Source organism: Levilactobacillus andaensis (assembly GCF_016861695.1).
Lineage (GTDB): Bacteria > Bacillota > Bacilli > Lactobacillales > Lactobacillaceae > Levilactobacillus > Levilactobacillus andaensis.
Genome location: NZ_BOLP01000020.1, coordinates 1 through 20,770, shown reverse-complemented (window position 1 = coordinate 20,770; position 20,770 = coordinate 1). Strand labels below are relative to the sequence as shown.

At 49.0% G+C, this 20,770-nt stretch carries 17 protein-coding genes and 5 tRNA genes; 2 read left to right on the top strand and 20 right to left on the bottom strand.

Annotation, left to right across the window (positions count from 1 at the left end; genetic code table 11):
* Nucleotides 1–20: 20 nt before the first annotated feature.
* Nucleotides 21–1,445, bottom strand: coding sequence for an MATE family efflux transporter (locus JUF10_RS12485; protein ID WP_203642830.1), 1,425 nt, complete (start codon nucleotides 1,443–1,445; stop codon nucleotides 21–23).
* Between the two features lie 406 nt (nucleotides 1,446–1,851).
* Here JUF10_RS12485 and JUF10_RS12480 point away from each other — a divergent pair, with 406 nt between their 5' ends.
* Entirely contained in the window at nucleotides 1,852–2,859 is a 1,008-nt protein-coding gene (locus JUF10_RS12480; protein WP_203642828.1) for a hypothetical protein, read from the top strand.
* 308 nt (nucleotides 2,860–3,167) lie between these two features.
* Here the strand turns inward: JUF10_RS12480 and JUF10_RS12475 are convergent.
* The 7 genes from JUF10_RS12475 to JUF10_RS12445 form a co-directional block, all read right to left on the bottom strand.
* Nucleotides 3,168–3,252: transfer RNA gene (locus JUF10_RS12475), tRNA-Leu, on the bottom strand.
* An 80-nt stretch (nucleotides 3,253–3,332) separates the two neighbouring features.
* Nucleotides 3,333–4,214, bottom strand: coding sequence for a homoserine kinase (thrB, locus tag JUF10_RS12470; RefSeq protein ID WP_203642826.1), 882 nt, complete (start codon nucleotides 4,212–4,214; stop codon nucleotides 3,333–3,335).
* A 5-nt stretch (nucleotides 4,215–4,219) separates the two neighbouring features.
* Nucleotides 4,220–4,711: a SprT family protein gene (locus tag JUF10_RS12465; protein WP_203642824.1), complete on the bottom strand. Its 492-nt coding sequence runs from the start codon at nucleotides 4,709–4,711 to the stop codon at nucleotides 4,220–4,222.
* Nucleotides 4,704–6,896, bottom strand: a complete 2,193-nt coding sequence (locus JUF10_RS12460) for a Tex family protein (protein ID WP_203642822.1) — start codon at nucleotides 6,894–6,896, stop codon at nucleotides 4,704–4,706. The genes JUF10_RS12465 and JUF10_RS12460 overlap by 8 nt, the downstream gene beginning before the upstream one ends.
* 291 nt (nucleotides 6,897–7,187) lie before the next feature.
* Complete coding sequence (locus tag JUF10_RS12455) at nucleotides 7,188–7,652, bottom strand: hypothetical protein (protein WP_203642820.1); 465 nt, start codon at nucleotides 7,650–7,652, stop codon at nucleotides 7,188–7,190.
* Between the two features lie 18 nt (nucleotides 7,653–7,670).
* On the bottom strand, nucleotides 7,671–8,501 hold the full coding sequence (nadE, locus tag JUF10_RS12450; RefSeq protein WP_203642818.1) for an NAD(+) synthase: 831 nt from the start codon (nucleotides 8,499–8,501) through the stop codon (nucleotides 7,671–7,673).
* Between the two features lie 29 nt (nucleotides 8,502–8,530).
* Nucleotides 8,531–9,997 carry a nicotinate phosphoribosyltransferase gene (locus tag JUF10_RS12445; RefSeq protein WP_203642814.1) on the bottom strand — a complete coding sequence of 489 codons (1,467 nt, stop codon included), beginning with the start codon at nucleotides 9,995–9,997 and terminating at the stop codon, nucleotides 8,531–8,533.
* Between the two features lie 242 nt (nucleotides 9,998–10,239).
* Between JUF10_RS12445 and JUF10_RS12440 the strand changes: the two genes are divergently transcribed.
* Nucleotides 10,240–10,983: a WecB/TagA/CpsF family glycosyltransferase gene (locus JUF10_RS12440; RefSeq protein WP_203642813.1), complete on the top strand. Its 744-nt coding sequence runs from the start codon at nucleotides 10,240–10,242 to the stop codon at nucleotides 10,981–10,983.
* On the opposite strand, the gene JUF10_RS12435 is transcribed toward JUF10_RS12440, so the two are convergent.
* The 12 genes from JUF10_RS12435 to JUF10_RS12380 all read right to left on the bottom strand — a co-directional run bounded on the left by JUF10_RS12435 (nucleotide 10,922) and on the right by JUF10_RS12380 (nucleotide 20,766).
* On the bottom strand, nucleotides 10,922–11,425 hold the full coding sequence (locus tag JUF10_RS12435; protein WP_203642811.1) for a GNAT family N-acetyltransferase: 504 nt from the start codon (nucleotides 11,423–11,425) through the stop codon (nucleotides 10,922–10,924). The two genes, JUF10_RS12440 and JUF10_RS12435, sit on opposite strands and share 62 nt — an antisense overlap.
* A 71-nt stretch (nucleotides 11,426–11,496) precedes the next feature.
* Complete coding sequence (locus JUF10_RS12430) at nucleotides 11,497–12,198, bottom strand: GntR family transcriptional regulator (RefSeq protein ID WP_048736252.1); 702 nt, start codon at nucleotides 12,196–12,198, stop codon at nucleotides 11,497–11,499.
* Between the two features lie 38 nt (nucleotides 12,199–12,236).
* The gene (gene nagA, locus JUF10_RS12425; protein ID WP_203642809.1) at nucleotides 12,237–13,379 is read right to left on the bottom strand and encodes an N-acetylglucosamine-6-phosphate deacetylase; all 1,143 of its coding nucleotides are present in this window, start codon (nucleotides 13,377–13,379) and stop codon (nucleotides 12,237–12,239) included.
* Between the two features lie 88 nt (nucleotides 13,380–13,467).
* Nucleotides 13,468–14,271, bottom strand: a complete 804-nt coding sequence (gene proC / locus JUF10_RS12420; protein ID WP_203642807.1) for a pyrroline-5-carboxylate reductase — start codon at nucleotides 14,269–14,271, stop codon at nucleotides 13,468–13,470.
* 180 nt (nucleotides 14,272–14,451) lie between these two features.
* The gene (locus JUF10_RS12415; RefSeq protein WP_203642805.1) at nucleotides 14,452–16,401 is read right to left on the bottom strand and encodes a S9 family peptidase; all 1,950 of its coding nucleotides are present in this window, start codon (nucleotides 16,399–16,401) and stop codon (nucleotides 14,452–14,454) included.
* Between the two features lie 275 nt (nucleotides 16,402–16,676).
* Nucleotides 16,677–16,748 (bottom strand) — tRNA-Gln (locus JUF10_RS12410).
* 10 nt (nucleotides 16,749–16,758) lie between these two features.
* Nucleotides 16,759–16,841: transfer RNA gene (locus JUF10_RS12405), tRNA-Tyr, on the bottom strand.
* An 82-nt stretch (nucleotides 16,842–16,923) separates the two neighbouring features.
* On the bottom strand, nucleotides 16,924–17,739 hold the full coding sequence (locus JUF10_RS12400; protein WP_203642803.1) for a metallophosphoesterase: 816 nt from the start codon (nucleotides 17,737–17,739) through the stop codon (nucleotides 16,924–16,926).
* An 81-nt stretch (nucleotides 17,740–17,820) separates the two neighbouring features.
* Complete coding sequence (locus JUF10_RS12395) at nucleotides 17,821–19,302, bottom strand: peptide MFS transporter (RefSeq protein ID WP_203642801.1); 1,482 nt, start codon at nucleotides 19,300–19,302, stop codon at nucleotides 17,821–17,823.
* Nucleotides 19,303–19,702: 400 nt separating this feature from the next.
* Complete coding sequence (locus tag JUF10_RS12390) at nucleotides 19,703–20,011, bottom strand: PTS sugar transporter subunit IIB (RefSeq protein ID WP_203642799.1); 309 nt, start codon at nucleotides 20,009–20,011, stop codon at nucleotides 19,703–19,705.
* A gap of 580 nt (nucleotides 20,012–20,591) precedes the next feature.
* Nucleotides 20,592–20,664: transfer RNA gene (locus JUF10_RS12385), tRNA-Thr, on the bottom strand.
* A 29-nt stretch (nucleotides 20,665–20,693) separates the two neighbouring features.
* Nucleotides 20,694–20,766: transfer RNA gene (locus JUF10_RS12380), tRNA-Asn, on the bottom strand.
* Nucleotides 20,767–20,770: the final 4 nt, after the last annotated feature.

The window sequence follows — 20,770 nt, the reverse complement described above, 5'->3', positions numbered from 1 at the left end:
GCACGCTTGACGATAAGACTCTAATTTTGCGCAGGAACTGGTTGTTTTGCGGACGTAACTGGTACAGATTCCACCACTTTTTTTTCCGTCTTACCTGCCGCAACGTCTTCGGAACGCTGCAAGTTCTTCAATTGCCGCACAGCTGATAACCATGATGGCACCAGAATCGCGCAGGAACCCAACCAAGCTAAGGGTTCAGCGGAAACGGCTCCGGCATACCCGAAGGCCCCCACCATAAACAGTGCCGCGAAGACCCGCATGGTCAACTCACCCACTCCAGCTAACGTTGGCAACACTCGCCGGCCTAACCCTTGGAGGGTGTTCCGAATGATGAACAGGACGCTCAACAACAGGTAAGTGCTCCCGACAATGTTAAAGTACGTTTGGGAAAGCTGGATGACGTGTTCGTCGGCATCCCCAATGATCAGGGTGACGATTGGCCGCCCCAAGAAGATGACCAGTGCGCCAGCGGAAACGGCAAACGTTCCGGACAACCACAGCGTCTTTTTGACCCCTTCTAAGATTCGGGAGTACTTACCGGCACCAAAGTTTTGGGCGGCAAAAGTGGCCATGGTGACCCCGAAGGATGACATTGGCAGTGAACACAGTTGATCGACCTTGGAAGCGGCCGTTGATGCGGCCACGGAATCGGTCCCTAAGGAGTTCAAAGCGGCCTGCATGACCATCGTCCCAATGGCAATGATCGACAACTGAAAGCCCATGGGCATCCCGGTTGAGAAATGAGCCCACAATTCCTTGGTGTCAATCTTAAAGTCTTCCCGTGAGATGTGAAGTAACGGAATTGAACGAACAATGTAGATCACACAGAGTAATGAAGCGACAACTTGAGAAATTACGGTTGCCCAACCGGCACCGGCAACTCCCATGTGAAAGACGAGGATGAAGAGCAGTTCCAAGAAGACGTTCACGATGGTCCCAATGATCAAGAAAATCAGTGGTGTCCGTGAGTCGCCGAGTGCCCGGATGATGTTAGATAACAGGTTAAATGCCATTGAGGCGAAGATCCCGGCAAAAATGGTCCGGATGAAGATTCGCGCGTTAGGATAAATGGACGCTGGGGTTTGCATTAATTTTAAGATGGGATCAACGAAGGTCAAGGACAGTGCCGTCAAGACAATTGTCATGATAATGGCAATGACAATGCTCGCGGCGAATGACCGCCGGACGCCCCGGTAATCACGCGCCCCAAAACGGGTGGCCGTGATGATGGCTAACCCGGCAGTTAGCCCTTGGGCAAAACCAATGATTAGGAAGTTTATGGAGCCGGTTGCACCAACGGACGCAAGCGCCTTAACACCAAGGGTTTGTCCCACAACAACGGTATCGGATACGTTGTATAATTGCTGGAATAAATTACCAATTAATAATGGAATCGTGAAGAAGAAAATAAGTTTGAGGGAATTACCCTTGGTTAAGTCGCTCATGCGCCGACCTCCTTTAAAATTTTTGCCAATTAATTTGACACAAGATAACTACTTTAACACCTGGGACGACAAAAGTCAGTAATTTTGCTGGAAAAGTTTTAGCTAAAAAAGTTGACCGTCCCGGCTTTAAGAAACAATCTTACTCTCTTCCTAAAGCTTTTTGAAGACCCATTTTGCCTGAAAACGATTGCTAGACGAAATTGTTATCTGTTTGTCATTTAAGCGAAAATTAGTTGGCAAGATTGTTTAATTTAGGTGGTAATCATTTTCAGAAAGACGGGTGATTTTACAAATGAAGTACCATGGGTGACTAATGCTGCCCCTTACCAATTAACTAAGTCTGTATTAATACTTCGCGGTTTACGTTACAATGACTGCAAGTCACACATATTAGGAGGTAACACGATTGTTAAAGTTGAAGCGTAAAGGTATTGCCAGTCTCATGCTGCTTGGGGCAATTTCAGGGATTGGATTTACCACAACTAAGGCGTCCGCACTGAGTTCAAGCGCTACAAAATATCTAACTGCTACGCAAAAGACAGATAATAAACCCACAACCACGAGTAAAAAGGTGGACAGAGAGTTTGATAAAGTTGGCATGTCTAACCTTACAGCACTCACTCTAGACGGTCAGAACGATACGTTGCCTAACGCACCAGCAACGGACGTGTTTTACACGACTAGCGCAGTAAAGGCCTCGAATGGTGCCAGTAAAACTGTGACACTTGGTAAAGGGTCAGTTGTTTCAGGCACTGTGTTTCAAAAGGGAACATTTACCGTCTACAATTCACGCTTAAGTAAAAAGAATCAAAGTAAAGTGTTTAAAGGACTTGGTACCAAGCTCCCAGGAAGTGCCATTTCAACGACCAATGGTACGCCACTCACCAAGTACACTAAAAACACAGCATTTGCAAATAATGGTGTTCGTAATTTGATTGACTTACAGGAAAAGGGTCTTCAATCTTATTTTGACACGGATTGCGCAAATAATCCGTTTATTACTGTAACGTCAGACAACTACTTGAATTACTACACGACTAGCTACAAGTCTGGCAGTAATGCAAATTACAGTAAAATTTCTCAGTCGGTAAAAATCAAGAAATTTACGCGTGGCACCTCTAACTATACCTATTATTTGTCCAAGCCATTAGCCGGATTTGGCACAACTAAGACACGAGTAGGTAAAACTTATCTTTACAAACTAAAAGTCTCTCTGGGCCATGTATTTATGACTCATGACAATTTTAACCATGACGCCGATGGTTTCAGAATTACCGTTAACGTTGGTAGCAAAAAGTTCTATGCCCCACTTGGAAATGTCGCAGAATCTTATGCATATACGCTTCAAGGTAAAACCTTTGCTAAGTTCGACAGTGCCAAAGCTAAAAGTTATATTCAAGGTTTACAATCATAAAAAAGCAAGTCAGCCCATCGGCCGATTTGCTTTTTTTGATTCTTGGACCAACGTCTTGTCAAACAGACATTTCGTAGCGACCACGTAATTCAGAGACAAATAATCCGCGATACTTTTCATGATACTGTTATCTCCTTAATTTCACTATTCCTAAAAGCTGCTAGTAATCAATAGTAAGCGATAATCAAAACCACAGTTAACCTATCATGATTCCATCAGAATAGCACGTCTACTTGCTCCCCAGTATTTTCTGCAAATAGAAAAAGCACTGATCAACAATTCTGATCAGTGCTTACGGTAAATTCTGATGCGGCCAAGAAGATTCGAACTTCCACCCGGATTACCCGGACAAGATCCTTAATCTTGCGCGTCTGCCAATTCCGCCATGGCCGCATTAACTCACAAGAAATAGTATAACAAATGATTCGTCACCTGACAATATTTTTTGCAAGTTAATTCAAAATAATTTAAATTTATGCATCTGTAAGGACAGTCGCACCGTCCTGATCAAGCTCCAAAATCCGCAAACTGCCCGGTAAATCAGCATTTGCTAGCTTGGCCCGTAATAAGGTCAGTTGCGCAGAAGTTCCAAACGTCACGACGGTTGGACCGGCACCACTCAAATAGGTGCCGGTAATACCTAGCTCATGCGCCGCATCCCGAATCAGATTCAGTTCAGGAACCAGCTGTGACCGCGCTTGTTCATGAAATTCATCACGTTCGATCATTTGCGAAGCCAAGTCCCAATCCTTAGTCATCAACGCTGCGACCAAAACATTGGCCACGCTGCTGGCATGAACCGCCGTTGCCAATGAAACCTTCTTGGGCAGTGCTTCACGACTCTTTTGCGCCAACAATGTCTGTCCCGGAATGAAGACGAGCACCCGCAGGTCGGGCAAAGGTAACTTGATGGCATTCGCTTGGTCACCATCGACTGTGGCGACGGCTGCCTGCCCCATCAATGCGGGGGCAACGTTGTCCAGCTCACCGCCTAATTTCACAGCCCAGTTTAGCTGCTCTGGAATGCTTAGATTCAGCTCACCTAATTCGTTAGCAATCTTGATACCGGCGATCACGGCACTCGTGGAGCTCCCTAGCCCCCGAGACACTGGAATATCCGACATGACCGTCAATTGGTGCGGCTTCAAGTCCGGCTTGATCTTCAATGCCGTTTGCACCATCAGGTTGTTCTCATCACGGGGAATTTCGGTGCCTAAAGCGTGGTTGACCCGCCATTCTTCCGTCTTTTCTTCGATGATCACGGTCAAATATAGATGTAACGCCGCCCCAATCGAATCGATACCTGGTCCCAAGTTTGCTGAGGTCGCTGGGACCCGAATGATTGTTTTACCCATCCTATTTACCTCCTAGTCGTTGCTGGTCGCGTCGTTGCGATCACGGTCTTCTGCCATTGCAGGCGACCGTGACAACGACCACACACCATTTTAGAAACGTCGATTCGCCGCGCCCGGTAATACTGCTGATGGCAATGTGTACAGACGTAGAGTTGCCACTGGTGGACCCGGGACTTGGCTTTCACCGGTGCCGGCGCATACCGCAAACCGCCAACACGTTTTAGTAACCTTTTAAATGCCGCCGTTTTGTGCTGACCGGACTGGCCCGCCATGTGTAAGTGGTAGTGACACAGTTCATGTTTAATGACCCCCACTAATGTTGCCAGATCGTGTTCCGTCAACATTTTCGGGTTGATATCGATATTGTGATCCGTGAGTCGATACCGGCCACCCGTGGTCCGGAGTCGCGCGTTAAATGTAGCTTGGTGGCGAAATGGCACGCCGAAACTCTCCTGCGAGATTTTTTCAACGAGCCGCTGCAACTCTTGATCAGTCATGGTGGTCAGCTCGCATCGTCAGTTGAATGCGTTGCCGATTCTCGTCGACACTCAGCACCCAAACCGTCACGACATCACCGATGGTCACGACCGTGCTGGGGTCACTAACGTAATGGTCGGCCAATTGCGAAATGTGGACCAGGCCATCCTGTTTCACGCCAATATCCACAAAGGCCCCGAAGTCGACCACGTTACGGACGGTTCCTTGTAGTTCCATCCCCGGCTTCACGTCGGCCATGGTCAAGACATCCTGCCGTAATAACGGCGCTGGCATGGTCTCTCGTAGGTCACGACCAGGTTTCTTCAGACCATCCAGAATATCAGCCAAAGTTGCGGTCCCCACCTGTAGCCGTTCCGCCCACTGTTGCTGGTTGAGTTGAGCGAGTTGTTGCTGTAATTTCGGCGTTCCGATGCCCTGCTGCTCATCCAACGTCTTTAAGAGCTGCCGGGCCGCTGGATAACTTTCCGGATGAATGTCCGTATTATCCAATGGCTCGGTCCCACCAATGATGCGTAAGAAACCCACGGCCTGTTGATACGCTTTGGGCCCTAAGCGCGGCACCTGCTGCAAGTCTTTGCGGCTATTGAACGCCCCATTTTCATTCCGATAGGTCACGATATTCTGAGCGGTCGTCGCCGTCAAACCAGAAATATGTGTGAGCAACTCTGGACTGGCCGTGTTCACATTGACCCCAACTTGATTGACCGCCGTCTCAACAACGCGGTCTAGTTGCTCGTCCAGTGCCTTTTCGGGGACGTCGTGTTGGTATTGCCCGACACCCACGGCTTTGGGGTCGATCTTGATCAACTCAGCGAGAGGGTCCTGCAACCGCCGACCAATGCTGACGGCGGACCGTTCTTCAACGTGAAAATCGGCAAACTCGGCACGGGCATTCGCACTGGCCGAATAGACCGAGGCACCGGCTTCATTGACCAGTACGTAATAGACGGGATGATCCAGCGTCTTCAAAATATCACTGACAAACTCCTCGGATTCCCGACTAGCGGTCCCGTTGCCGATTGCAATCATTTCAACGTGGTATTTTTCGAGCAATTGTTTAAATTCTGGCGCCGCCGCGGCCCGTTTCTGGGCATTGGCTGGCTTGTGCGGGTAGATGACCTGCTTGGCCAGGAAACGACCATTCGGGTCCATAATAGCCAGCTTACAACCCGTTCGGTAGGCGGGATCAAAGCCCATCACGACTTTGCCCTTCAAGGGTGCCTGCATCAGCAGATGATACAGGTTATTCCCGAAGACCTGAATGGCGTGGTCACTGGCCTTATCCGTCAGTTGCCGCCGCAATTCTCGTTCAATTGCTGGACCCAGGAATCGTTTGTAAGCATCGGCAAAGGCGGCTTCAATCTTGGCAACAGCTGGGCCCTTGTGCTGACCCACTAGTCGAAAATGCCCATATTGTAGGATCGATGCCGTATCAACGGTCAGGCTAACGGTCAAGATTTTTTCACGTTCACCACGGTTCAATGCCAAGACGCGGTAAGGTGGCAATTGCTTCAACGCCTGCTGAAAATCATAGTAGGTCGCATAGACTTGCTGCTCATCGTTATCAGCCGCACCCCGCTTTAGCTTACTAGTCAGCTCACCGTGTTGCCACGTGTAATGCCGAATCCACTCACGAAAGGCCGCCTGCTCACTGAACGTTTCGGCAAGAATTTCGTGAACACCGTCCCAAACAGCCGCCACATCGGGCAACTCCTTGGCTGGGTCGACAAAGGTCTGTGCCTTAGCCGTCAAACCGGTCGCTGGAAAATGGAGCAACCAATTAGCGAGCGGTGCCAGACCCTTTTCCCGGGCAATTGTGGCCTTGGTCCGTCGCTTCTGCTTATAGGGTAAGTAAAGGTCCTCCACCTGCTGTAGCACCGTGGCGTGCGCCAAGTTTTGCTGGAGTGCTGGTGTCAATTTGCCTTGTTCCTGAATGATTTTGAGGACCTCTGCTCGCCGCTGATTCAGCTTCGTTAGGCGATGGGCTTCATCCTCGATATCTCGAATGGCAACTTCATCTAGTGACCCGGTACGTTCCTTACGATACCGGGCAATAAATGGCACCGTATTTCCTTCATCCAACAGGGTCAACACGGCCTGAATCTGCTGAACACGGTACTGGCTTAGGCTTTGATGAACTGGTTGTGCTAAGTCACTCATTTTCGTTTCGCTCTGTGTTGCCATGCAACCCCTCCATTATCAAATTTATTGCTGGTGATTGATTCGTAATGACCGACTAAACGATGATTTTAACTACTGGTTCTAACGCCCACCTTGTCAGCACGTTTAGCCAGTCTCACCAACCAATTAGGTTTAACTCATACGTGCATTATACCATGATAGGTACCGCAACCGTTGGCGGTACGCTGAGGTCTGGTCTGATTTTTTCACAGCCCATCTAGGGGCAAAAGAAGCTGCGCGACCAGTACCAATGGGGACTAGTTGCACAGCTTCTTATTGGAACGATGATCACGATTACATCGGACTGTTCATAATCCGCTGCGTGTTAGCGGTCACTTTTTCCATTGCGTTTTCTTGCGTCTTTTCCGCCGTATCGAATACCGTTTGGTCAACGGCTTGGTGTTCAACATCGATGCTGTCGGTCATGGATTGACAAGCTTCGACGTAAGTCCGGTAAGCAGCCACTAATGACTTGTGCTTACCCAGGACACGAACCGGTGCATCGGCTTGTTCGAGCTTATTTAAATTAGCTTCATAAGCATCCGTGCCCCGTTGGAAGTTGTCCGCAATCTTTTGTAAGTCGACTTGAGAAAGTTCGCTGACTTTTTCATCGTCGATAGCCTGCCGTAACGTTTCAAAGTCGGCATTCATTTGACCAGCACCCTCTTCTGTTCCCTGTAAGACGCCAGAGAGAATCTGGATGTAACCGGTCATATTATTCTTTTGTGTTTTATTCTTTCGTACATGATTTTTCTGCATAGTTGCTTCCTCCAAAACTTATTCGCGCCAGAAAGTATCGTAAACGTTGACCGGTAAGTGCCGCTTGTGCGCGGTCTTACGGTACCAACCTTCAATGACTTCCGCAGCGTGATCACTAACTGTTTTACCCTCTAAGTAGTCATCGATGTCATCGTAACGGACACCTAAGGCCGCCTCATCGGGCAAAGCTGGCCGGTCATCTTCTAGATCAGCCGTTGGGACCTTCTTGTATAGGTGTTCTGGCGCACCCAGTAGGGACAGCATTGCCGCACCTTGACGCTTATCTAACCGCCAAATTGGGCAAATATCCGTGGCGCCATCCCCATATTTGGTATAGAAACCAGTAACTGCTTCAGCCGCATGGTCAGTGCCCACAACGGCCCCGTTACGGGCACCCGCAATGGCGTACTGCGCAATCATGCGCTGACGAGCCTTGATATTACCTTTGTTGAAATCACTCACGGTCTCATCGTTGGCGCTCACAGCTGCCATCATGGCATCCGTTGCGGGTTGAATGTTGACGCGTTCGACCTCGTCAGCGCCCATGAAGTCAATCGCCATCATAGCATCGTCTTCATCGGCCTGTTCACCGTAAGGCAAGCGAACGGCGATGAACCGGTACTCACTGTCGCCAGTCTCCTGTCGCAGCTCGGTCACGGCCTTTTCACACAGAATCCCACTCAACGTGGAATCCTGGCCACCAGAAATCCCTAATACTAACGTCTTCATAAAGTCATAGTGCTTTAAATAATCCTTGAGAAAGTCGACGCTGCGCCGAACTTCAGTCGCGGGATCAATGGATGGTTGCACCCTTAAAGCTTCAATAATCTCTTTTTGCATCGCACGCATGTTACCTGCCCCCTAATATTTTTGCTCGACTATTCGGGCATCTTTTGCACGTAAGCGTGAATATCCTTGATGATGGCCATCTTGTGGTCCCAGCAATCTTGTGACAGATCGACCGGATACTTCTGTGGATTCAAGTCCCGCTTGTATTCTGGCCACAGATTGGCTAACGCCCCCCGCGCACGATCCCGTACGGCGGAGAGAGTTGGCAGCTTGTAGACTAGCTGACCCTCTTCAAAGATAGATTGTAAGATTGGTCGGGCATTAAAGTCATTGACCGTCTTATTGATGTAAGTATAGCTCGGATGGAACATGAAGATGGACTCCTCATTGCGGGGATCTTCATCGATCAACGTCACGTAGTCCCCTTCGGTCTTGCCATCCGCCTTCTTAGTAATCCGCCAAACTTGTTTCTTGCCTGGTGTCGTCACCTTTTCGGCATTGTTCGACAGCTTAATCGTGCCTTGCATCTTACCCGCATTATTTTCAATGGCGACCATCTTGTAGACGGCCCCCAAAGCGGGTTGGTCAAAGGCCGTGATCAGCTTAGTCCCGATTCCCCAAACATCGATCTTGGCGTCCTGCATCTTCAGACTTTGAATCGTCTTTTCATCCAAGTCGTTTGACGCATAAATCTTAGCGTTCGGGAAGCCAGCTTCATCCAGCTTTTGCCGTACCCGTTTGGACAGGTAGGCCATATCACCAGAATCGATGCGGACCCCTTGGAAGTTGATCTTATCGCCAAGTTCCTTGGCCACCTTAATGGCATTCGGCACCCCACTACGCAAGGTATCGTAGGTATCAACTAGGAACACACAATCGTGGTGAGTTTCCGCGTAAGCCTTGAAGGCTTGGTAATCATCGCCATAGGCCTGAACCAGCGCATGGGCATGGGTCCCACTGATAGGAATCCCAAAGACCTTTCCGGCACGGACATTCGAGGTGGCATCGAACCCACCGATGTAAGCAGCTCTGGTTCCCCAGATAGCGGCATCAAATTCCTGTGCCCGCCGTGTTCCAAATTCCATGAGAGCGTCATCCCCGGCAACGGAGCGAATCCGAGCGGCCTTGGTGGCAATCAACGTTTGATAGTTAATAATGTTTAAAATGGCCGTTTCAACCAGTTGACAGTCGGCTAACGGACCTTCAACCTGTAAGAGGGGTTCGTGCGCGTAGACCAGTTCCCCTTCAACCGCGGAACGAATCGAGCCCCGGAATTTAAAATTGGCTAAGTAATCTAAGAAATCTTCCGAATAATCTTCAGCTTCTCGTAAATATTCAATATCGGTTTGGGAAAAATGAAGATTTTGGATATAATGAACAATGTGCTCCAAGCCAGCAAAAACGGCATAACCGTTGTGAAACGGCATGTCCCGGAAAAACACTTCAAATACGGCGTGCTTGTCCGCAATTTTTTCTTCAAAATAGGTTTGAATCATATTGATCTGGTACGCATCCGTGTGCAGAGTGAAACTGTCATCAGGATACAAATTAGTCATAATGAGTTACTCCCTTAGCTGGTTTTCAAATATGTTCTAAAAAAGTTAGTATTTCCAATCAGTTACTAAACGTTTGGTGTCCTTATAACGGGGCTATTGCTAGCCGCTATCGTTGGTTTAATCAACCGTGAAATGGATACCAATAGACTTATTTTAGCATGAAACGCGTAGAGCGTCATAGATTATTCACACAGTCGCGCTGGCTTAATTAGTCTGCGTGACTATCTCGAAAGGAGTCACCTATGCAATCCACATTTCCGACCGTTACGGTCCTGGGCATCCCCTTCGTTAAGACAACGGCGGCCAAATTCACGACCGTCTTGCAGGAACGAATCACACAAGGCCACTCAACATTCGTTGTCACCGCTAACCCCGAGATCGTCATGTACGCGCACAGCCATGAGGACTACCACGCCTTGCTACAGGACGCCGACTTCATCACGCCCGATGGCATTGGTATTCTCGACGGCGCTAAAATCTTAAAACAACCACTCCCCGAACGAATCACAGGATTTGATACCTTACAGGCCCTCCTCAAATGGGGAAGTGACCAACACCGTTCTGCCTATTTCGTCGGTGCCAAGCCAGCCGTGATCGACCAGTTACGGACATTGCTCCCGCAGCAGTATCCCGGGCTCAACATCGTTGGTCTCCATGACGGCTACTTCCAAGACGACATTGAAGTCGTCCGTGATATCCAACGGACCCAACCAGACATGGTCTTCGCCGCGTTGGGCTTTCCCAAACAAGAAGAATTCATTCGGGCTCATCGTCACGTCACGAAGGGCTTGTGGATGGGTGTCGGCGGTAGTTTCGACGTCCTCGCTGGCGCCGTCGATCGGGCACCCCAATTTTGGCAAGACCACCATTTAGAATGGTTCTACCGGACTGTGAAGGAGCCCAAGCGCCTCAAACGCATCGCGGTTATTCCCCACTACCTGCGGCTCGTCCGTCAGCAGGCCAAACGTACGCGATCTCGTGGATGATTCCCTGTGTCTTTCGAATCGTTGTTTCCCGGAACCCCAGCCGCTGATAAAACTGCTGAGCCGGCGTATTTTCGGCCAAGACCCACAGCATGACTTTGTGAAACCCTGTCTGCTGTAACGTGGCTCGCGCCTGCGTGACCAAATCACGTCCCAGACCCTGATGCTGAACACTGGCTAAGAGGTAGATCGACCTGAGCTCACCCCACCCGGTGAAATTTGTGTCACGGGCGGGACCAAAGGCGCACACGCCAACAAGTTGTTCACCTTCAAACGCTAGTAGTGTCTGGCGCCAATTCCGTTCAGGATGCCAGGCCGCCGTTGTCATTTTGGCTAACCAGGTAGCCGGCAACCATGGCCGATACGTTTCTCGCCAAGTTGTTAAGTAAAGCTGGGCAACGGCCGCAAAGTCATCACCCGGTTGTGCAAATCGAATATGAAACATCTTTATCACCACGTTTACAAGAAGTGCCCCACAGCTGGAATCCTTGATTCCACGTGTGAGGCACTTTTTAGCTATTTTTCCAGATAGAACTCAAAACGTTCCCCAACGTATTGGGTCCGGACGTATTCAAACGGCGTCCCATCCTGTAACGCTGTCACCTGCCGCAACCGTAAAATGGCATCGCCCCGCTTAATATTTAAGTATTCGGCGATCCGTTCGGAAGCAGACATGGCGGAAACCGTTTGTTGGGCCTTGCCTGGCGTTAACTTCTTTTTATCTTCCAATGCCCGGTAGAGTGAGCTCGTAACTTCCTTCTTGCTCAACCCATCGACTAAGCTTTCCGGCACGGTGGCCACTTCAAAACAAATCGGCACATCATCGCCATAACGAATCCGTTCCATTCGTAAGACCTGGTCGTCTTCCTTCAATTTCAGCTTTTCGGCCTCACTCAAAGAAGGACTCATCACGTGATACGAAATGGTCTTACTGGTTGGCACCTTACCTTGATTCAACATCAATTCGGTAAAGCTAGTAACCCCAGACATCTTTTCTTGGACCTTCTGGTTGGCAACATAAGTCCCAGACCCGACTTGACGTTCTAGAATCCCTTCGTCAACTAAGGTTTGAATGGCTTGCCGCAACGTCATCCGACTCACATCAAAATCTCGCGACAGTTCTCGTTCGGACGGAATTCGGTCGCCAACCGCCCACTTTCCAGCCTCAATTGCGCGTTTAATGTCATTATGAATTTGAATATAAATCGGTGAGCTCACAGCACCCAACGTCCCTTCTCAAAATAACTTCTAATTTTCTACTTCACTAATTCCTGCATGTTCCGACCCACACTGTAGGTCGTTTCCACGTGTAGATCACGAGTCAACAAGTTTAAGTCGGCATCGCGACCCACAACCAGTTTACCTTTTTGGGTCAAGCCAAATTCTTCAGCTTGGTTGACCGCACTCATTTGCACGGCATCGTTAACGTCACAACCCGTAAAGTCGATGACGTTTCTAAAGGCCTCGTCATAGCGTAACACGGAACCGGCCAAATTGCCGCTCTCTAGTCGTGCTTGCCGATCCTTAACAATCACCTTTTGACCACCAAGTTCGCTGACGCCTTCAGGCATCCCCTTAGCCCGCATGGAATCTGTGACCAGTTCCAGTCGGTGCGGACCCTTTTGCTCGTAAGCCAACTTGATCATATCTGGCACGATGTGGAATCCGTCACAAATCAATTCGCAGTACAAGTTGTCTTCCAGCATCGCGTGCCCCGTCACCCCTGGTTCGCGGTGGCGTAAGCCCCGTTGCGCATTGTACAGGTGCGTCACGTGGGTTGCCCGACTTTCTAGCAACTGTTCCCGCGTTGCATTGGAGTGGCCGACAGATGGGACGATGTTATTGGCTAAACAATAGCCTTCAAAGGCCTTGGCGCCGTCATCTTCCGGCGCATACGTAATTAACTTAACCCGCTTACCGGAGAGTTGGTTCCAATGGTCCAACAGCTTAACATCTGGGTCCTTGATATACTTCTCTGGTTGAGCGCCCTTAAAGATTGTCGCAATGAACGGCCCTTCCAAGTGAATGCCTTGGATCAAGGGATTCCGTTCTGCAGCGACCGCAATTCCCTGCATCGCATGGGAAATGGCATCATTCGACTGCGTCATCGTCGTTGGAAAAATTGACGTGATGCCTTCTAGTGACATCAGATTGACCATCTTATCAATCTGATCAGCATCCCCATCCATACTATCATATCCGTAGCCCCCATGGCTATGAACATCGATAAACCCAGGGACGATGGTCCGGCCCGTTACCACGTGAATTTCATCGGCAGGTCGTGGTTGAAAATCAGCCACGGGGCCTACCGCTTCAATTTGACGGTCGAATCGGATGTAACCGTCAGGGATAACCTCATCCCCGGTGTAAATTTTAGCGTGCTTTAAGACAATACTCATGAGTCTCCTCCTCATCAAGATGCAGCTTCTAAGTCAACACCCTCATTATAATCGGTATAGACCAAAAAGGCAACTGACGCGGCCATTTTTATGCAGGTTCACCAGCGTCACGTTTAATCGTGGCATCGATGCCCTTCACAACGGCCGTCATGAGTCCAGCTTCCTCCATCGCAAGCAAACCAGCCACAGTACTCCCACCTGGTGAAGCCACTTGGTCGATCAAGGCAAATGGAATCTTGTCGCTCTCAAGAACCATCTTAGCCGATCCCAAAGTTGCTTGGGCCGCAATCTGCGTCGCTTGGGCCTTGGTTAACCCATATTTCACGCCAGCCCGACTGAGACTATCAATAAAGAAATCAATGTATGCTGGTGAACTCCCAGCTAGCGCACTGAAGACACCAAATTGATCTTCGGCTAAGTCCGTGGTGGACCCAATCGTGTTGAAGACCCGCAGTGCTGCGGTCAACTCGTCACCTGTTAGCTTATCATTCGCAGCTACCGCGGTCATCCCCGCTTGAACCTCGACGTTAACGTTGGGTAATGTCCGTAAGATTGGAACATTTCCACCCACAATGCCGGCCATTTCATCTAGTGATAGCCCGGCCACGATTGAGATCAAGGTCTTCTCACCAGTTGCCAGGACATCGGCAGTCTCTCGTAAAACATCCGCAGCCACGTTAGGCGTCACGGCTAAGACAACCAAGTCGCTCGCTTCAGCCACCGCGACATTACTGTCCGCAGCGACTAAACCGTGAGCCGCTGCGTAGGGCTGATAACTCGCTTGCCGATGACTATGAACCGTCACATCGGCCGGCGCAAATGTTTTTGCCGTCAATAAGCCCGCAATAATTGCCTGGGCCATCCCACCAACACCAATAAATCCAATTTTCATAATCAACACCCTATGCTAGCCGGCGAATACTTGATCATTCGCTAGCCGACTGCACATTCCTTTCCTATCGGTTCAACTTCACTATCGCTCTAAAGTGTTGCGTTTAATCAGTATAGCATAGCAAGCCGAACAGATGTTCTTGCTTACGTAAACAATATAATCTTTACAGATCTCATACAATTAATTTTTCACCGGTAAATGAGCCTTAAACCACTGGTTGATCCGCTTCAACCGTTCAATCCGTAAGTTAGGCAATCCCGACCGTGACAATTCGTGATTCGACTGAGGGAACAGGACCAATTGCGTCTCCACGCCGGCTTCCTTTAAGCCCACGAAGAATTCCTTACCCTGTGTCGTTGGGCAACGCAAGTCTTCTTCACCGTGCAAAATCAAAATGGGGGTCGTTGCCTGTTGGACGTAGGCTAGCGGTGAGAAATGCCAAAGCGCACTGATATCGCGCATGTCTTGTTTCAGTTCCCATGGTGTAAAGAAGTAGCCGATATCGCTGGTCCCGTAGAAGCTGATCCAGTTTGAAATCGATCGTTGGGTCACCGCGGCGGCGAATCGTGAGGTATGGGTCTCAATCCAGTTGGTCATAAAACCACCGTAGGAGCCCCCCGTCACACAGAGTTGCGCTGAATCGATTGTTGGGTCCAATTTGAGTGCGGCATCGGTTCCCAGCATCAGGTCCTCAAAGTCCCCCTCGCCATAGTGGCCGATAACGGCTTCTTCAAAGGCCTGACCGTAACTGTTTCCCCCACGCGGATTGATTGTAATGACCCCATAGCCTTGTCCTGCAAGGTACTGGAGCTCGTGATAGAATCCATAACCAAAGTCAACTTGTGGTCCCCCATGAACGTACAGAACGGCAGGGTGCTTAGCCGCTGGCGTTACTGGAGGGAAATACCAGCCTTCAATGTCCCAGTCGCCAGCCCCCTTGAACGTGAAGCGCTGACCGGCCACCAAGGCGTGCTTAGCCTCATACGTCGCATTGGGGTTCACCAACTCTTGTTCGTCGCTGCTGACCACGTCAAGGGCCTTTAACCGGCTCACACTGGTCATGGTCGACTCCGTAAAGACGATGGTCTGTTCATCGACTACACTGAAATCACAGATGGCACGGTCGCCAGTCAATAATGGTGTCACGGTATCCGTTGCCAAATTTTGACTGATCAGATTTAACCGGCCATGCTCATTTTCAAGTAACACAACGGTCTGATTATCCAACCAGGCGACCCATTGCCCCGAAAGTCGTTGCTGACTGTCAATCGCCAGCATGTCGCCGACCTCCACATCACGTGGGGCGGTCAGATCGACCAGGTTCCCCGTTGCAATCTCAGCGACCCACGCATGGGACTGAGAAACATTGGGAATATGATTATCCTGGCCCCACATCAAGATGCGCTGTCCGTCCGGTGATAGTTTACCAGCGCCAAACGAGCCACTGGCAACGGCCTGATTCAGCAGGCGCTCAACGGACCCGTCAAACGGGTGCCAAAAGACGCCGGCGCTGAAATCGTGTTCGTCATCCGGCATCCGGTCACAATCAAAGACCAGACCTTGCTGGTTGGCATCGGTGATATGAAAGGGATGCTCGCGTTCCAGCACGACAACTTGATCATGGGTCGTCCACTCATAACGAATCGCCTGGTAGGTCAGCCCAGTTGGCAGCACCCCCTGTCCATTCGCTTGATATTGCAACCGGTCAATCACTTGCACGGTTGGCTGCTTGCTGGGTTTCGTGGCCCCAGTCGTCGTTTGAAAGTAAAGATAGTGACCATCCGTGGTCCAAACGGGCGTGGTCACGTCCGCATCACCGCGGGTAATCTGTTCGGGAGCACCGCCATCTAAGGGCACTAGAAAAAGCTGGGCGTGGTCCCCCACCACACCGGTAAAGGCTAAACGCTGTTTGTCGGGGCTCAAGGCCAGTTCATTAACACTGACATCACTCGGACTCCACTGTCGGTGATCACTGCCGTCTACCAGATTCACGCTATCGATTGTGGCCTGGCTCAAATTCTTTTGTTGGTCTAGTTGACTTTCCAAGTAGTACACCCGTTGCCCATCACTCACTGGCTGTGCCAGTGGCCGCAGGGCAAACAGGTCCTCAGGTTGCACGCATGTTGCCATTCATAGAACCCCACTTTCTACGTCAAATACACAAATGGTCTGGAGCAATTATTAAGTTGACTTTAGCGAAGTTCCCTTGAATTGTCAATTTTTTGACCGCGCCGATTTGGTAGCGAATACATAACCGCATGCCAAACGATGCTTGGGCGGTGCTCATCAAGACGTTATGGTTCCCATCACAACGTCCGCACCAACCACTAGCTTTGACCAAATGGCCCTAAAATCTCCTTTTGAGCGCATAAAAAAACCAGTCACACACCGTGACTGGTTCTTAGTTGGGCTAACTGGGTTCGAACCAGTGCATCACGGGATCAAAACCCGTTGCCTTACCACTTGGCTATAGCCCAATAATAAAAATGGTGGGGAGTGGATTCGAACCACCGAACCCGAAGGAGCGGATTTACAGTCCGCCGCGTTTAGCCAGACTTCGCTACCCCACCAAAATGTGAATCGCCGTAACGAATCAACTTCATTATCATACAAAATTCTGCATAAACCGTCAAGCCTTTTTTAGCAGTTTTTTTATTTTAGGTCAATAATTCTTAATCTTTCGCGCCATTCCGCCATAAAATTCGTCCCTCGCCACTCATTGATCCGCCGATTATGGTAGCCCAAAGTCTGGTTATAGTACCAGGTCGGCCCAAATTGTTGGGGTGCAAAATGGCGGTGAACATGCCCAAACTGTACGATTTCCACCTGGTAACGAGCCAACAAGTCGCCCAGCCGCGGACTCCCCATCATTGCATTGGCCATATTCCAGAAACGATCATCGTCCGTGTAGCGAATATAATCACGCCGCGGCACAAAGTGGGTCATGAATAAAACCCGTTTCTTCGCAATTTGAGCCGCCTGCAATTGCGCTTCGACCACCGCCAACACATGGTCCATGCGTTCCTGATCACTTGACGGCTGACTAATGCTGCCATCGATCCAAAATGCCCGTTTCCACGCTAAAAAGTTGCGGCCCTTAAGGTTATCGGCAAACTGATAGTCATACCAGCCATTATTGCCGATTATCCGCCAGTCCGTCCCCGCCACGTCTAAATACCCCGCATGGAGATAAGTCGGCGCTAACGGCGATTCTAGGGCCGCATACGTCACGTCATGGAGCATGTCATGGTTGCCAGCAATGAATCGCACTTTGGCGGGCGCCAAGTCGTGCTGCATTGCCGTCACATAGGCCAACGATGCGTCAAAATGATTGGTGATGTCCCCAGCAATCAGATAGACACCCACATTTTGCTGACGTAAATAAGCTGCCTGTTGGGCTAAAACGTCCGCCACAGGCTGTTTGTTAACGTCAAAATGTAAATCGCTGATCAGTGCGACCTTAACCATCGGTAATCTCTCCTTTATTTAGGGTAATAAAAAATGCCACTCCGTTTAACCAGAGTAGCACTTTTCGACTTAAAACGTGATTTATTTGATACCAGCCATCAAATTCTTGATTGGCTTGACCAAGGCAAACATAATCAACCCGGCTACGATAGCCACGATAGCGACACCCATAAAGTAGGCCGCTTCGTTTTCTGGCGTGTATAACTTAACAATCTGCGCGTTGACAGCTTGACCAGCAGCATCGGCTAAGAACCACATACTCATCATCTGTGATTGGAAGGCCTTTGGTGCCAGCTTCGTCGTTACGGACAGTCCAATTGGTGAAATCAGTAATTCGGCAATTTCAACAACTGCCCAGCTACCAACTAACCACAGTGGGCTAACCTTAGCGCTCGTCCCAAATAAGACGACTGGGATAACCATGATCAGGTAAGATGCCCCGGCGAATAACATACCAGTTGCGAACTTAGCAGGTGAACTTGGTTGCTTCTTACCCCAACGGTTCCACATTGCGGCGAAGAATGGCGTGTAGATCAAGATGAACAGTGGGTTCAACATTTGGTACCAAGATGGCAAAATATGAACGCCCAAGAAGTGGTTGTTCGTCTGGTTAGCAGCGAACAGTGCCAACACGGATGACCCTTGTTCTTCAATTGCCCAGAAGATCATTGCGGCAATGAAGAGACCCAAGTAAGCCCAAACGTGCTTCCGTTCAGTTGGCGTGACCTTTTTACTCGTTAAGAAGATGACGAAGTAAACAACTGGTGCAGCGATAGCAATTACGGAAAGTAACAGCACGAAGTTATTTAAGTTTAATGAACCCAGAAGGTACATCAGAACCAGTACTAAGGCAAAGGCCACTAAACCAATGCTTGAACGTACGGTCAGCTTCTTCATGTCACCAGGTTCCAGCGGATCAGTTGGGTATAAACTGTCCTTGCTCAGGTACTTCTTACCACCGATCCAGTATTGAACCAGACCCAAGAACATCCCGATAGCGGCTAAGGAGAACCCTAAGTGGAAGTTGTACTTCAAACCTAACCAACCAACGATCAATGGTGCGACTAAGGAACCTAAGTTAATCCCGAACACGAAGATGGTGAATCCGGAATCACGACGCGTGTCACCTTCATCATAAAGGCCACCGACCATTTCAGAAACGTTAGGCTTCAATAGCCCAGTCCCCAAGACGATTAACAGAATGGAGATGAACAAGGCCATTGACCCAGCAGGTACGGACAACGCAATGTGCCCGAACATGATCAAGACACCACCAATGAAGACGGTCTTACGACTTCCCCAAACACGGTCACTCATGTACCCCCCAAGAACTGAGGACAAGTAAACCATGGACCCGTAAATGGACATAACGGAAGCGGCAGTTGCTTGGCTAAATCCTAAACCACCCTTTGTAACAGAGTAGTACATGTAGTAGATCAGGATGGCCCGCATGCCGTAGTAACTGAACCGTTCCCACATTTCTGTAAAGAACAGAGTCGATAACCCACGCGGTTGACCGAAGAAGGTCCGATCTTGGCTGGTTGATTCTGGTTTGTTATTCAAAACTATAATACCTCCAGTGCTTTTCTCAAAATGAATATTTTTATCTTTCGCAGTCGCCAGTAGTAATTTCAACGGCGCTGATGTCTCATAACTCTCTAATAAAACATAGTAGTTATTATACTGCATGAAGTCCTGTTACGCAACGGTTTCCTTCATAAAAGCGTCTCCATCCCCCGGTATCACGCGAAAAAACAATGATGGAATTATTAGCTATCTCATGCAATCTTCTTATTTTTTATTCATTTCGGGGCAACTCTCATTATTAATTTTTTTATGAATAATATTAAAAAAGCGATTCGACCTTAAGATAGTCGAATCGCACAATCTAATTTTAGGGAGAGGTTGTCAATGCTTAATTCAGTCGAATGAAAGTAATTCTGACAGCTACTTCCGAACTAGCTTAAGCCACAACGGCCTTTTGGTCCAATTGACGGCAAGCAAACTTAACCAATGCTTCCCCGTTCAACCAGCCATAAATATCGTTAGGAATCTCAACAACTGGAGCAACGGAGCTGATGTGCAGAGCTTCCCCATCTTGTGGGACTAACAGAACCAAATCCTGTTCAGCGACCAACTCAGTCGTCACATCGTCGCTGCTAACAGCACTGAACTTCAATGGTACTTTACGAGTTTCCGCAATCCGCTTAGCTTCTCCTAAAAACAAGTGCCCACAGTTTCCTTTGCCAGATACTAACAATACATTCTTCATAATGACATCTCCCAATTTCTTTTCATTCGTTAAATATAGAATAGCACTTAGAGAGGTATACCACAATAGAGAAATGATAAAAATCAATTTTATTTTTAATCTTGTCTGTGCCGTAGAATAGGCGTTTTAGTCATCTATACCAATTATTTAGTAATGGCTATACCAATATCTGTGTTTTGTGAAAACGTTTCCATTACACCATCGCATAATTCGTGTCATACCGATACGATCATGGCTAGCACCCATTTAATTCGTCATCAACTGCGTTATCATTGTTCATTTTGGCTCTATATTATAGAAGTTTTAATACGGCCTATCACTGCAACTGACCAGCTTAACTCAGCCACAACATCCTGCTATCTTCCGAGTAATCATCACCCTCGCACAAATGACTCACTGTATCTAGACTGCGGTATGTTCCTTAAGGCCTTCAGCCGACATCCTATTGTCCTGCCTACTTTTGATCCATGGCATGTTGTCAGCTGCCTTTGCGGATATTCGACCGACTTCCAAAACCGTCTCGTTATTTTCTGGATGCACAAAAAAAGCCGCTAGTCTCAACGACTAACGACTGTTCTGATGCCGGCTGAGGAATTCGAATCCCCGACCCTCGGTTTACGATACCGATGCTCTACCAGCTGAGCTAAGCCGGCATACTAACTGGCTAACCAGGTTAACCCGACTCCGGCAGGCGGGCTCGAACCGTCGACAACCTGATTAACAGTCAGGTGCTCTACCAACTGAGCTATGCCGGAATAA

Excerpts from the sequence above, each read along its gene's own strand:
- JUF10_RS12485 (WP_203642830.1), bottom strand. The coding sequence starts at position 1,445 with ATGAGCGACTTAACCAAGGGTAATTCCCTCAAACTTATTTTCTTCTTC.
- thrB (WP_203642826.1), bottom strand. The coding sequence starts at position 4,214 with ATGGGTAAAACAATCATTCGGGTCCCAGCGACCTCAGCAAACTTGGGA.
- JUF10_RS12465 (WP_203642824.1), bottom strand. The coding sequence starts at position 4,711 with ATGACTGATCAAGAGTTGCAGCGGCTCGTTGAAAAAATCTCGCAGGAG.
- JUF10_RS12460 (WP_203642822.1), bottom strand. The coding sequence starts at position 6,896 with ATGGCAACACAGAGCGAAACGAAAATGAGTGACTTAGCACAACCAGTT.
- JUF10_RS12455 (WP_203642820.1), bottom strand. The coding sequence starts at position 7,652 with ATGCAGAAAAATCATGTACGAAAGAATAAAACACAAAAGAATAATATG.
- nadE (WP_203642818.1), bottom strand. The coding sequence starts at position 8,501 with ATGCGTGCGATGCAAAAAGAGATTATTGAAGCTTTAAGGGTGCAACCA.
- JUF10_RS12445 (WP_203642814.1), bottom strand. The coding sequence starts at position 9,997 with ATGACTAATTTGTATCCTGATGACAGTTTCACTCTGCACACGGATGCG.
- JUF10_RS12440 (WP_203642813.1), top strand. The coding sequence starts at position 10,240 with ATGCAATCCACATTTCCGACCGTTACGGTCCTGGGCATCCCCTTCGTT.
- JUF10_RS12435 (WP_203642811.1), bottom strand. The coding sequence starts at position 11,425 with ATGTTTCATATTCGATTTGCACAACCGGGTGATGACTTTGCGGCCGTT.
- nagA (WP_203642809.1), bottom strand. The coding sequence starts at position 13,379 with ATGAGTATTGTCTTAAAGCACGCTAAAATTTACACCGGGGATGAGGTT.
- proC (WP_203642807.1), bottom strand. The coding sequence starts at position 14,271 with ATGAAAATTGGATTTATTGGTGTTGGTGGGATGGCCCAGGCAATTATT.
- JUF10_RS12415 (WP_203642805.1), bottom strand. The coding sequence starts at position 16,401 with ATGGCAACATGCGTGCAACCTGAGGACCTGTTTGCCCTGCGGCCACTG.
- JUF10_RS12400 (WP_203642803.1), bottom strand. The coding sequence starts at position 17,739 with ATGGTTAAGGTCGCACTGATCAGCGATTTACATTTTGACGTTAACAAA.
- JUF10_RS12390 (WP_203642799.1), bottom strand. The coding sequence starts at position 20,011 with ATGAAGAATGTATTGTTAGTATCTGGCAAAGGAAACTGTGGGCACTTG.